This window comes from Aquirufa sp. TARAVU-A1A (genome assembly GCF_054558675.1).
In genome coordinates, this window is the sequence record NZ_JBPXKP010000006.1 from 124,717 (window position 1) to 138,249 (window position 13,533).

10 protein-coding genes are annotated in these 13,533 nt (G+C 40.7%); 2 read left to right on the top strand and 8 right to left on the bottom strand.

Annotation, left to right across the window (positions count from 1 at the left end; translation table 11 throughout):
• Positions 1–2: 2 nt before the first annotated feature.
• From V7S75_RS09530 to rimO, 4 genes are all read right to left on the bottom strand, one after another.
• A complete protein-coding gene (locus V7S75_RS09530; RefSeq protein ID WP_459513424.1) occupies positions 3–3,071 on the bottom strand; it encodes a type I restriction endonuclease subunit R in 3,069 nt (1,022 codons plus the stop codon).
• Positions 3,072–3,088: 17 nt separating this feature from the next.
• Positions 3,089–3,892, bottom strand: a complete 804-nt coding sequence (locus V7S75_RS09535) for a nucleotidyl transferase AbiEii/AbiGii toxin family protein (RefSeq protein WP_459513426.1) — start codon at positions 3,890–3,892, stop codon at positions 3,089–3,091.
• The gene (locus V7S75_RS09540) at positions 3,889–4,626 is read right to left on the bottom strand and encodes a type IV toxin-antitoxin system AbiEi family antitoxin domain-containing protein (protein WP_459513427.1); all 738 of its coding nucleotides are present in this window, start codon (positions 4,624–4,626) and stop codon (positions 3,889–3,891) included. Before V7S75_RS09540 ends, V7S75_RS09535 begins: the two co-directional genes overlap by 4 nt.
• Positions 4,627–4,931: 305 nt before the next feature.
• The gene (gene rimO / locus V7S75_RS09545) at positions 4,932–6,251 is read right to left on the bottom strand and encodes a 30S ribosomal protein S12 methylthiotransferase RimO (RefSeq protein WP_459513429.1); all 1,320 of its coding nucleotides are present in this window, start codon (positions 6,249–6,251) and stop codon (positions 4,932–4,934) included.
• Positions 6,252–6,375: 124 nt separating this feature from the next.
• On the opposite strand from rimO, the gene V7S75_RS09550 reads away from it, so the two are divergent.
• Positions 6,376–7,083: a 3-keto-disaccharide hydrolase gene (locus tag V7S75_RS09550; RefSeq protein ID WP_459513431.1), complete on the top strand. Its 708-nt coding sequence runs from the start codon at positions 6,376–6,378 to the stop codon at positions 7,081–7,083.
• A 23-nt stretch (positions 7,084–7,106) separates the two neighbouring features.
• Here V7S75_RS09550 and V7S75_RS09555 read toward each other — a convergent pair whose 3' ends face one another.
• Genes V7S75_RS09555 through V7S75_RS09565 form a run of 3 tightly spaced genes read right to left on the bottom strand, consistent with a single transcriptional unit; the run spans position 7,107 to position 10,402 of the window.
• The gene (locus tag V7S75_RS09555) at positions 7,107–8,096 is read right to left on the bottom strand and encodes an SMP-30/gluconolactonase/LRE family protein (protein WP_459513433.1); all 990 of its coding nucleotides are present in this window, start codon (positions 8,094–8,096) and stop codon (positions 7,107–7,109) included.
• Between the two features lie 33 nt (positions 8,097–8,129).
• A complete protein-coding gene (locus tag V7S75_RS09560) occupies positions 8,130–9,842 on the bottom strand; it encodes a GMC oxidoreductase (RefSeq protein ID WP_459513435.1) in 1,713 nt (570 codons plus the stop codon).
• Positions 9,839–10,402 (bottom strand): gluconate 2-dehydrogenase subunit 3 family protein, encoded by a 564-nt coding sequence (locus V7S75_RS09565; RefSeq protein ID WP_377976864.1) that lies wholly within the window; start codon positions 10,400–10,402, stop codon positions 9,839–9,841. The genes V7S75_RS09560 and V7S75_RS09565 overlap by 4 nt, the downstream gene beginning before the upstream one ends.
• Before the next feature lie 131 nt (positions 10,403–10,533).
• On the opposite strand from V7S75_RS09565, the gene prmC reads away from it, so the two are divergent.
• Positions 10,534–11,382: a peptide chain release factor N(5)-glutamine methyltransferase gene (prmC, locus tag V7S75_RS09570; RefSeq protein ID WP_459513437.1), complete on the top strand. Its 849-nt coding sequence runs from the start codon at positions 10,534–10,536 to the stop codon at positions 11,380–11,382.
• Here the strand turns inward: prmC and V7S75_RS09575 are convergent.
• Entirely contained in the window at positions 11,357–13,417 is a 2,061-nt protein-coding gene (locus V7S75_RS09575) for a S9 family peptidase (protein ID WP_459513439.1), read from the bottom strand. The genes prmC and V7S75_RS09575 overlap by 26 nt on opposite strands.
• Between the last annotated feature and the right edge of the window lie 116 nt (positions 13,418–13,533).

Here is a 13,533-nt window from a genome sequence, read left to right on the forward strand (position 1 = left end):
TTTTATGCTACATGTCCGTAATATTCGCTCATGTATTCTTTTACGATTAAATGGTTAATTGCTTGCGAGCGTGCTGCATCCAAGGGCAATTCAAACTTGTTTTTTAATTGCCTGATTACTAAACGAAGAATCATTTTTTCAACGAAACTCTCATTTTCCAACACATTGGCATTTTGTAGTATTTGAGCATCAACCTCATGTTTCAAACTTTGTAACGCTTCAAATAATTTGCTTTCACTATCCGTTAATGGATCCTTTTCCATGAGGCGCTTGTGCAAGCGAGCGTATTTAGCATCGTTGTCGTATTTTGCTTTCAGCAATTGGTTTTTGCGCTCCAATTCCTTGGCATCAGCGAAAATCTTTTCCAGTTCTTTGATATTCGCTTCCATTTCTTCTTTGGTTACCTCGCTTAAATTCTTCTTCTTAAACAAGCGCTCCAACTCCTCTTTCAATGAAATGAAAATCGGGTCGTGTTGATCAAAGTTTCCACCCAACATTTCTCTGGTTTTTTGCAAGGTATTTTTCAGCTGATCGGCTATAATCATTTCCTCCTCTTTCAGCTTGGTGAAAGCAAAAACAACCTCTTCTAAAGCAACATTTAATAGGTTAGAAGTATCTACATTGTTTTCTAATGCCTCCTTGGTATTGATTAAAGCTAAGTGGTTGTTGGCTTCGCGTGCAAGCAGAGTAATTTTTTGAAAATCCAATTGGTTGAGCATTTCATAGTGTCCGGATAATCGAATGAGGTTGTACAAATCTCTTGCATTGTTCAATGCTTTGGTCAATTCAAGCATTATTCGTTTATCACTGATTTGGGAAATCTGTTGAGAGAAAATCTCAGCATTGGTGGTGTCGTAATGGAACAATACATCCTTAATGGTTCGGATGTCCTGATCAATATCTTCCTTGGTTTTAAACAAGTTTGAATAATGCTGCATTTCATCGCCCAACTCACTTTGCAGCTCATTGAAATAATCGCGATTGGTTTTGTCGAATTCTCGTTGGATGTCGGCAAAATCAACTACATAGCCGTATTTGAAATTCTTGTACGTTCTATTTACTCGAGTAAGTGCCTGCAATAGATTGTGTGCCTTGATGATTCTGGTTACATATAATTTCTTAAGACGAGGTGCATCAAAACCAGTAAGCAGCATATTGTAAACAAATAGAAGGTCTATGTTTCCCGATTTAAAATCTTCGATTAGCGTTTCCCTTTCATCTTTTGTTCCTGCATCGTGTAAAATGAGAGCGGCTGAGTGAACTTTACTCAATTCTTTTTGCATGGACCCGTAAGTGTTTCCAGGTTCAGCCGCCATTGAAAGACTTTGCATATTAGATGCCGCATATTTTGCATCAAAAATCTCTTTCAGCTTTTCAGCTTGTTCTGAAGAGTCGCAAATAACCATGGCTCCAATGGTGTTGTCGTTCATTGTAATTCTTGACCTTTCAAAATCATTAATAACATAATCTAAAAGCGGTTCAACAAATTTAGGATGTGCATATACAAGCTTTCTGTCGCTTTGTCCTTTAATGATGTCAATCTCATCGAGTGCCTGTTTGAGTTTAAACTTGTAACTCGTTTCAATTTCTTCTCGAATCAAACGAAGCGTGTAACCATCGGTAATTGAAGCGTTGTAATAGTATTTATGGATATAATCCCCGAATAAAATTTTCGAATTGTAATCCGTTCCAAGTAATGGTGTTCCAGTTAATCCAATCTTAATAGCATTGGGATCTGATTCATTCAAATTAGCAAGGAAACTTCCTTTAGGATTGTAACTTCTATGTACTTCATCTAAAAAGTAAACCCTTTGGATATTGATCTGGTAATCATTAAGGCTGACTACATCTCTATCCTCCTTAAATTTCTGAATATTTACAACTGTAATTTCAGGCTTACCTGAACTATTATGAATTGCTGTGGTTTTTTTTAACTCTTTTACAAATTCATCTCGTGAGTTGATCGAATGAACAACCAGTCCACGGCTTTTAAATTCTCTTCCAGCTTGAATTAGTAGATCAATTCTATCGACAATAAAATAAAACTTAGGTACAATGTTTCTATCCCTGAAATAATGAGTAAGGTATTTTACATTGTAATAAGTAAGTGCAGTTTTACCACTTCCCTGGGTATGCCATATGATTCCTTTTTTTACCCCTTCATTTAATTTTCGCTCAATTGCATTTGTAGCAAAAATTTGAGGATAACGCATCACGTTTTTTTCCAAACCTTTTTCAGATTTCACATAGGCAATGGCATATTGCAAGATGAACGAAAGACGCTGGGGTTGGAATAGTGAAGTGCAGATTCTGTTTGTAGGAGTGTTGGACCCTTTGTTTGTTAAAAACTCCTGAGAATTTTTAATACTTACTAAATTATTGTCTTTAAGGATATTCGTTTCTAAATCATCTGAAATAGGGTGTAGGATGTTCGATAAAGTAAATTCATCTTCTTCACGGAAGTAGTTAAATTTTACATCACCATAAGCTGTAGTTGCATAGAAGGCTCCTTGCAATGGCTGTGAACCATCATTGGCATATTCCATGTTATTGGAAAACACCATGAGCTGAGTAATGTTTATGAACCTACGAAACTTCTTGTTCTTAAACCGAGATTGAATGCGTTTGTATTCCGCTTGAATTCCATCGAGGTTATTTGGTTTTTTCACTTCAATAAAAACCAAAGGAAGACCATTAATGAGTAGTGTAATATCAGGTCTGAATTCCTCGTCACCGTTAATGCACGGCAACTCGGTTACAACGTGTAAAGAATTATTGCTAAAGTTTTCAAAATCAATGATTATGTGGTTAGAGGTATTGGTTAATAGTTCATAAAAACCCTTTCCAAGATCTTCATTATTAAGCGTTAAATTGATATTCTCAAGTAGGATTTTGAAATCTGCTGAATCCATGTTTGGATTGATTCTTTTCATATTTTCCTCAAAAATATCTGTAAAGATGTTCGTATAGATATCCCATTTGCCCTTTGACAATGGTAAGTATTCATAGCCCAAGCTGCACAGATGCAGAATGGTCGGTATTTTTACTCTTGAGTTTTCGTTAAAGGGCATATTCAAATTTGAAATTTCTAAAGCTTCATTTTTTTAATGTGTCGTTGCACTTCTCTTTCTACTTGATCGAAGTTTGGCAGTTCTTTTATTTGTTCACTCATTGAGCTTTTCCACCTGCCTTTGTATTGCGGTAATCTTTCGATTAGTTTTTTCGGAAAATCGGTATGCATTATTTCTTTGCTTTTGCATTTGACTTCAAATTCATTTAAACAAAAGTTCACATCCATTCCATGCATTTCTAATAAATACCAAATGTCATAAAAATCACGTGCTTGCATTCTTTGCATTACTGAACGCATTTTTTCAACTAGTACCTCTTCCAATGAATAGCATAAAAGTTGGTGCTCTTCCAAATCGGAATAATCCACAAGTACATCTTTCATGACCGGTTCAAATACTAATTGCTCATTCCGTGAAATATCAACCTTTACTCGTTTATTGTTCCCTTGCCCTCCAAGTGGCCCGACATAACTGATGTAAAAATTTATTCCGCCATCCTCATGCTCGTTGTTGTCGATTATATTAAGCGGAATATTGGCTTCTTCTTTTATAAAATCAAATACTTGTCTGAGCCATAAAAATATTTCCTCGTTAGATATTTCAGCATTCAATAAAGTAAAATCCAAGTCTTCCGAAAAACGGTAATCTTCAAAATAAACTTTCTTCAAAACAGTTCCACCTTTGAATACTATTTCCTTTGAGAGGATTTCATGGTTTGTTACGCCATATAGAATCCATGAGAGGATATAATCCTTTTCAATCTGCTGGTCACGCACACCAAATGCATTTGCTTTTTGCTGTATTTCTCCCGGTTTTATCATGTGTAAATGGCAGATTTAATGGTATCTGTTTCTAAATTTTGTTGAATACTCCAACGGCTTATTCGTTTACCATTTTTAGGTAGTTCAGTATCAAGCACCACATAGGAAGCTGTTTTCATTAGTTGTAATTCTTGAATAATTTTATTGGAAATTTCCAGTGATTCGAGCAGAAATCCCAATCGTTTTATTACAGCTTGTGAATCAAATTTTTTAGCGTATTCGAGAAGTGTATTGTAATTGATTTTATCTTTTGAAATGTAAATTGCTTTTGCCACTTCAACGATTCCACCTGCATAATCCGGCTTGAATAAACAATCAATAATTGTTTTTTCTAGGTCAGAACAAAGTACTTTATTGAAATTATCTATCCAGATTTTTTTTGCACCAAAAAAATGTTTCTCATTATGATAGATAAACTGAAAGGGAACATCCTTGATTTTTATTTCTGATGGTCGTAATTGCTTCGATACAACTATTTGCTCTTTTAATGATGGTTGCGTGATAAGATTATGAATCTGCAATGCAGAATAATATCCAATGTATTGTTTTGCACCATTGACCACATACTCGGCAATCAAATGCCAGTCGGGCATAAAAGTTTGTGCATTTTGTTCGTAAGGTATGATGTAATAAACACCATCCTTTAAGCGCATCAACAAACCTCTTTTTGTCATGTCGCTTAGTAGTTCTCTTATAGCACTTGCTTTAGAATCCGGTAACGCTTTATATGCCAAAGAATAGTCAAAGCAACTTCTATTCGTACTATTGAAATAGTATAAAAGCTCGTTCGATTGCTTTGATATGTATTTATTTCTCATAGTAACAACATCAGGGTTTACCTAACATCAAGTATACTAAATAAATTCGAGAAATTGATACTTATTATTGTGAGGTAATTGCTATTTGTAGGCGTATTGTCAGCTAAAACCTTATTTTTTGACTATAAAACATCATTTTGGGCTTGGTGAGCTCCATATTAAAAAATACAAAAATCAGAGAATTAACCTCTGATTTCTAGCATGTTAAGTGGATTAATTCATCAAACGATATCGCCGTATAAATCGAATTCCTCAGCTTTATTAATTTTCACCTGAACAAAATCTCCCTGACGGGCAAATTGCTCAGCCGGAATTAAGACTTCATTATCAACCTCTGGGGAATCATGTTCCGTACGCCCCACAAAGAATCCGCTTTCCTTACGATCAATCATGACCTTGAATGTCTGGCCGATTTTCGCTTGATTCAACTCTTCCGAAATACCTTGTTGGAGTGCCATAATCTCATCCGAACGCTCTTGTTTCACCTCTTCCGGAACATCGTCTTGCACTAAATAGGCATGCGTATTTTCCTCGTGTGAATAATTAAAGATTCCCAAACGGTCAAATCGCATACGTTCAACGAACGAATAGGTTTCTTCAAAATCAGCATCTGTTTCGCCCGGGTAACCGGAAATTAACGTCGTTCTCAAGGCGATTCCAGGTACTTTTTCGCGAATATCAGTAATTAATTGTTCTGTTTTTTCACGGGTGATTCCGCGGCGCATGTGCTTCAACATCGCATCGGAGCCACTTTGAAGCGGCATGTCCAAATACTTGCAAATATTATCGCGCTCAGCCATGGTTTGCAAAATTTCCATCGGGAAACCTGCCGGATAAGCATATTGTAAACGGATCCATTCGATGCCTTGCACATCAGATAGGCGCTCTAAAAGTTCTTTGAGTTGTCGGCCTGATTTTCCTTCTCCCTTCAAATCCAAACCATAAAAGGTTAAATCTTGGGCGATTAAAATCAATTCTTTAGTTCCTTTCTTCGCTAATGAGCTAGCCTCTTTGACTAATTCATCCATCGGACGTGAAACGTGTCCGCCACGCATCAAAGGAATCGCACAGAAACTACATGGTCGGTCGCAACCTTCCGCAATCTTTAAATAAGCGTAATGTGCTGGCGTTGTCAATAATCGCTCGCCAACAAGTTCATGCTTGTAGTCGGCCTTCAGTGCTTTCAGCAAGCGAGGTAATTCATTCGTTCCAAAGAACGAATCCACCATCGGAATTTCTTTCTCTAAATCATCTTTGTAGCGATGCGAAAGGCAACCTGTTACATATAATTTATCAATCTTACCTGCCTCTTTGGCATCTGCGTAACGCAAAATGGTATCGATGGATTCTTGTTTGGCATTGTCAATAAACCCGCATGTGTTCACCACAACAATGTTTGCGGTGTCTTTTTTTGCCTCGTGCGTTACCTCCAAACCGTTACCTTTTAATTGGGTAAAAAGGACTTCGGAGTCCACCAGGTTTTTGGAGCAACCGAGTGTAACGATGTTAATGGATGGCTTTGGACTTACTTTGGTTTTCATGCGGATGTTGAATAAGCGTGCAATTTACGAATTAATTTGCAGCTTCAGTCGGAATTTCATGCAGGCGGGATACAAGTATTGAATTCTTTTTTTAGTATTGTAATTCTTAAACTTATTTATCCACATGAAAAAATTGATATTGATTTGCGCTTGCATGGCATCAGGTTTGATGGCATTTGGACAAGGACTAAACTCACTTTCCAAGCAAGAAAAGAAAGACGGGTTTAAATTGTTGTTTGATGGAAAATCGTTTGCCGGTTGGCATACCTACGGAAAACCCGGAAAAGTAGGGGCATCCTGGACAATTACGGACGGGGTTATTGGATTTGATTTAGCTGCGAAAGACGGCGGCGATTTAATTACCGACGCGGAATATGTCAATTATGATTTTTCAGTTGATTGGAAAATCTCTCCCAACGGGAATAGCGGTATTATTTTCAATGTCACGGAAGATCCTGCGAAATACCACAGTACCTATAATACAGGACCTGAAATGCAAGTGCTTGACGATGCGGGCCATCCTGATGGTAAGATTATCAAACATAATTCAGGCGACTTGTATGATTTGATCAAATCGTCTGTGAATGTGACTAAGCCCGTAGGCGAATGGAATACGGCACGGATTGTTAATAACCGTGGATTGTTGCAATTATATTTAAACGGATCTAAAGTCGTGGAGACGCGTACGGATGATGCGAATTGGAAAACCATGATTGCGGGTTCCAAATTCAAAACGATGCCAGGTTTTGGCGTGAATATGCAAGGGCGCATCGCATTGCAAGATCACGGAAATCCCGTTTGGTACCGAAATATTAAGATCAAGGAATTGTAAACGAAATAGGGGGCACGAGCCCCCTATTTTAGTTTAATGCGTAATAAGTTCATGTCGGAGGTAATGAACAGGTATTTTCCATCGCTTCCTCCAAAGGCCACGTTCGAATTTCGATTTCCTGTGGCGATTCTGCCGAGTAATTTACCTGCGGAATTAATCACCAAAACACCTCCAGGACCTGTTGTCCAGACATTTCCTTTTGCGTCTACTTTCATGCCATCATACCCTCCGCGGATGCCTTGCTTAGCTAATTCGGCTGCATCGAAAAAGACACGTCCTTCTCCCAAGTTACCTTGCTTGTCTACCGGATAGGCCTTGATGTAGGTAGGAGGTTCTGAGGTGCCCACATACAAGATACTTTCATCTGGATTGAAGGCGAGGCCATTCGGCCGACCTAAATCCTTGATTTGCAAACTCGTCTGACCTTTTGTGTCAATACGATAGACTCCTTGAAAATCGAGTTCTTTGGCAGGTTCTGGTTTTCCGCGACCGGGTAATCCATAGGGAGGGTCCGTGAAATAATAATCGCCTGATTTTTTCTGAACCAAATCGTTTGGACTATTTAATTGCTTTCCTTCGTACGTATGTGCCAAGGTTTTTTTCTGATCCGGATGATGCAATGGCATTTCGGCAATCCGACGATCCCCATGTTCACAGGAAACAAGGTTCCCTTTTGTATTAATGATCAAGCCATTCGCGCCAGGTTCTTCGGAATAAACGCCCGTGCCCGTGTATCCTGAAGGCTTCAAGAACACTTCGAGGCCTTTGGTCTCCGACCACTTATGTGTGGTGTTTTCAGGCACATCGGTGAAAAGCAAATAGCCTTCATTTTTCACCCAGACCGGGCCTTCCGACCAAGTAAATCCCTGGGCAACAATTTCGATTTTGGCCGTTGTATCCAACAAAGCATCCAAGCCCGCATCATAGCGATGGATTTTGCCGATGGTCTGGTACTGTGCCATGGCGCTGACCGATAGACTCATGAGGCTAATTATTCCAAGTATTTTTTTCATAGCTCAAAAAAAATGGGCCGAAGCCCATTTTCATTACAGGTGTTTCTTTTTACTTTCTTTCACGGCAAAGTCGGCCGCACGAGCCGTCAAGGCCATATAGGTCAACGATGGATTCACGCAAGAGGTTGAGGTCATACATGCTCCATCTGTCACGAATACGTTCTTCACGCCATGCAACTGGTTGTTGCCATTTAATACAGATGTTTTTGGATCACGTCCCATACGTGCGGTTCCCATTTCGTGGATCGCCATACCTGGGTAAGAGCCATTGTCGAATGCGCGAACATTTTTCAGGCCGGCACTTTCCAACATCTCTTTGGCATCTTCCATCATATCTTTCCGCATTTTCATTTCATTTTCTTTGAATTCTGCGTCAAACACAACGACTGGAATACCCCACTTGTCTTTTGTGGTAGGATCCAAATACATTTTATTTTCGTGGTATGGCAATGTCTCACCAAAGCCACCCAAGTTCATCGTCCATGGGCCTGGTTTTGTCATCGCATCTTTGTAATCCGCACCGAAGCTCATGTCGTTCACGCCGCGATTCCAGCTTCCACGCGAACCTCCTCCTTGGTAGCCAAATCCACGTAAATAATCACGTTTATCATTGCCAATGTTCCGGTAACGTGGAATATAAATTCCATTCGCCCGGCGGCCGATGTAATATTTATCTTCATCGCCTTCCCAAGTACCTGCGGCACCCACACGGAAGTGATGATCCATCAAGTTATGTCCTAACTCACCTGAATCATTTCCTAATCCATTTTGGAAACGGGATGATTTCGAGTTCAATAATAAGGCTGTCGTAGCTACAGTAGAACCACAAACAAAGATAATTTTCGCAAAGTATTCGCGCACATCTTTGGTCACCGTATCGATGACACGCACACCCGTTGCTTTTTGTTTGGCATTATCAAACAAGATTTCCGAAACCACTGAATCCGGACGCAAGGTCAATAATCCCGTTTTTGCAGCAGGTGGTAAGGTACATGATTGCGTACTGAAATATGCGCCATAAGGACATCCTAAACGGCATTTATTGCGGTATTGACAAGCTGACCGACCAATTTTCAATTGCGCTTCTTTGGCCTCGGATAAGTTGGCCACCCGACCAATCGTCATGTTACGGCCTGGGAAATTCTTTTCGATGCGTTGTCGCACTTCTTTTTCCACGCAGTACATGTCCATCGGCTTCAAAAACTCAGAATCTGGTAATTGAGGTAATCCCAACGCCTCGCCTGAGATACCTACGTGTTTTTCCACGTAGGAATACCAAGGTGCAATGTCCTTGTAACGGATTGGCCAATCCACCGCGATACCATCTTTTAGATTTGCTTCAAAGTCGATGTCCGATAGGCGATAGGTTTGTCGGCCCCACATAATGGATTTTCCTCCTACGATATCAGGACGGAACCAGTCGAAGCGTTTTACTTCTTTGTAAAGTGCGTCGGAATCGTTCATCCAATATTTCTCGGTCATCTCGTTGTAAGGATAATCGCGGGAAAGTTTCGGGTGTGAGGCCTTTTGCTCGTTGGTCAATAAGCCATTGTATTTAAAATCCCAAGGATCTTTATAACTCGGTTCATAAGCCGTTACGTGGTCGAATTTCTTTCCTTTTTCTAGGACAAGGACACGAAGCCCTTTTTCAGTTAGTTCTTTGGCAGCATATCCACCCGAAACGCCAGATCCTACAACGATTGCGTCATAAGTCATGGATTTAATTGCGTCAATGTTCAGATTCATAGTGCCCAAGTTTTTTGTGATGGTGATAATGGCATACAGCCGTCAAATTTGCCCGGAATAGGCAAGTATTCTAATGCTTTGGTTGCTCCGATTTCCGAAGTGAAATAGCCTGTAGTCGTTAATTCTTTGATCATAAAGAAGAAAGTGGGTTGCCCTTTTTTGCTTTTTCGAGTTGCATCGGATTCCAACATACAAGTTGTTAAAGCTTCTTTTCGTTGTGTGCTAGAAGCCTCGATGAAACCTTTGCCAAAACGTGCTTGGCAATCGGAGTCCAATTTAGCTAGGCCTTCAGCAAATGCTTTTTGGCTGGCTTCTGGATAACAATCTTGAACGACACGTAAGATGAATTTTTCTACGCCCGCCGCTTTCGCGCCCGGTGTGTCGGTTGTTGGGATAATGGTATCGGCAATTTCAGCAACTAGAGATTCTTGTGCGGCTGAGAATTGCACAAAAGTAGCATGGGATTTTTGGCCGTTAAGCCCAGCCATCGCAGGTGCGGAAATCATGCCGCCCATTAAAATGCTGAGTCGCTGTATGGCGTCCCGTCTGTTTATGTTCATAGGTAATAGGATTTTACGTATCAAATATAGGATATTTTTTTACGTTGCCAAACAGCCTTGCTTTCCGTAGCTTTGCCAATCCTTTAAGGTTTGGCAAAGCTAAAGGCCCTAAGCATAACGAAAAAACACGTATGTCCCTTGTATCAGTAAACGCATTATCTCAACAAATTCAGCAAGCTATTGCCTCGAAATACCCTGCAAACGAAGCTAGGGCCATTTCGCATGCCTATCTGAACATGCGTTGTTTGATCAATACCTTGGATATTTTGATGGATAAAGCCGTCGAAGAGCCTCTTGGTTTTGCGGAAGATTTATCCCGACTCGCTGCCGGAGAACCCCTACAATACGTGACAGGGAAGGCGTATTTTTTCGACCGAATCTTTTCTTTGAATGCGGCGACGCTCATTCCCCGACCGGAAACGGAGGAGCTGGTTAGTCAGGTTTTGAATCTAATCGGAAATGAAAGAAAACGCGTGTTGGATATCGGAACGGGTTCCGGATGTATTGCCGTTTCGCTTGCTTTGGAAGCGCCTCAAGCAGAAGTTAACGCTTGGGATGTCGCTCCAGAGGCCATTTTAAAAGCGAAAGAAAATGCAGACCAATTAGGGGCACAAGTCAACTTTAAGCAACAAGATGTTTTTGATTGGACGAAGGACTCAAATGTTTGGGATATCATCGTCTCCAATCCACCTTATGTGTTGGAGGCAGAAAAGGCTGAGATGGAATCCCATGTTCTTGATCACGAACCTCATTTGGCCTTATTTGTGTCGGATGAAGATCCACTTATTTTCTATCGGGTGATCGGCGAGATGGCTCAGCAGCGATTAATATCCGGAGGATTTCTTTGTTTTGAAATCAACCGGGCTTTTGGTGCACAAAATGTTGACCTGGCAGAAGCACAGGGTTTTGAAAATATTCAATTGCTCAAAGACTTTCATGGCAATGACCGCATGCTTATTGCGCAGAAATCAGCTCATTAATCCCAATCAAAAAAGCATAATCCTTCGCAATATCTTTGAAGCGTTTGTAACGTCCAGAGGCGCCACCGTGTCCTGCCGACATGTCGCAATCCAGCAATAAGATATGATTATTGGTCTTCGTTTTTCGCAATTTGGCCACCCATTTGGCTGGTTCCCAATATTGTACTTGAGAATCATGTAAGCCCGTCGTCACAAATAAATGTGGATAATCTTGCGCCTCCACATTGTCATAAGGCGAATAGGATTTCATGTAGTGGTAATGGTCTGCATTTTTCGGATTTCCCCATTCTTCCCATTCCCCCGTTGTCAACGGAATCGTTTCGTCTAACATCGTTGTGACCACATCTACAAAAGGAACAGCCGCAATGACGCCAGCAAATAGGCTAGGAGCCATGTTGATAATTCCACCCATGAGCATGCCACCCGCGGAACCACCTTGGGCAAATAAGCGATGCGCTTCTACTTTTCCTGTGTTGACCAAATAATTACCACAATCGATGAAATCCGTGAACGTATTCATTTTTCGCATCATTTTTCCATCCTCATACCAGTGACGTCCCATTTCTTGCCCGCCGCGAATGTGCGCAATCGCAAAGGCAAAACCCCGATTCAATAGCGATAAACGACTCGATGAAAAATAAGGATCCATGCTGTATCCATAAGAACCGTAGGCATAGAGTAATAAGGGCCCTTTTTGGTAGCCATTTTTGTACACCAATGAAATAGGTACCTTCACTCCATCGCGGGCGATAGCCCATAATCGCTCGGATTGATATTCATTTTTGTCAAAACCGCCCAGAACACGGTCTTCCTTCAGTAAGACAGATTTTTTTGTCGAACCATCATATTCCAAAACGGAATTTGGGCAGGTCAATGACGTATAATTGTAGCGAAGTGTTTTAGCGCGGTAATCCACATTGATGCCGATGTTGACTTGGAACACCTCCTCATCCATGCGGATGAATTCGTTCGATTCACCTTGTATCCATTGTATTTGTGAAAGTCCATTTGTTTTAACTTCCAAAGCAATCCATTCCGTCGTCGCATCAAAATCCTCTAGAAAAACATCAGGGCGATGCGGAACGACTTTTTGCCATGCCGATATATCCGTAGGTCCATCTACATCACAAGCCATTAACTGAAAATTGGTCGAATCCTGATGATTTGTTCGTATCAAAAAGCGATCAGCTTGATGTTCAATGAAATATTCCAAACCACGTTCTCCCGGCTGAAACACTTCGAAATTGCCCGTCGGGTTATTTGTTTTCAAAATCCGGTATTCCGAATAAACGCCTTGTTGGCTGGAGACCGAGAAAATATATTCCTTCGACTTGCTTCTACTCAAACCCATGTAGCATTCTTCGTTCTTTTCCTCATAGACCAAAACATCTTCGCTGCTTGGTGTGCCAAGTTTATGTCGGAATACTTTTGAGGCCAATAAAGTTTGCGGATCACGAAGTAAATAGAAGAAATACGTTGAATCCGCCGACCACGCATAAGAACCACCTTCCGTATTTTCAATTTTGTCGGGAAGCAATTCGCCCGTCACAAGGTTTTTAAAGTGAACGGTGTAATTCCGCCGACTCACCGTATCGGTTGCGTATGCGAGAATTTGTTCGTTATCGGATAATGCCAAACCACCTACGGCGAAATAGGCTTCCTCTTTTCCTAATTGGTTTCCATGGAGGAGGATTTCTTCAGGAGCATCCAAAGAGTCTTTCTTCCGACAATAAATGGGGTATTCACCGCCCGTTTCATAGCGGTGGTAGAACCAATCCTTGCCATTGAAGTAAGGGACAGATTGTTCATCTGCCACCATGCGCCCTTTCATCTCTTCAAACAATTCGTTTTGAAGCGCTTCTGTGGGTTTGAGAACGCTTTCCGTATAGCTATTTTCTTGGTTTAGGTAATCGATGACCTCCGGATCTTCGGGATTATTTAGCCAAAAATAGGGGTCTTGTCGGACGTCGCCGTGTATGGTTAATGCTTTAGGAACTTGCTTTGCTTGTGGCGGATTGGGTAGATTTTGTAACATGGATACAAGTTAAAAATAAATTTATGGAGGAAAAAGGAACGTTTATCCTCGAAAATGCATTTTGATGTAAAAATTGGCAAGGCATATCGAATTATTTATACCTTTGCCGGACAACA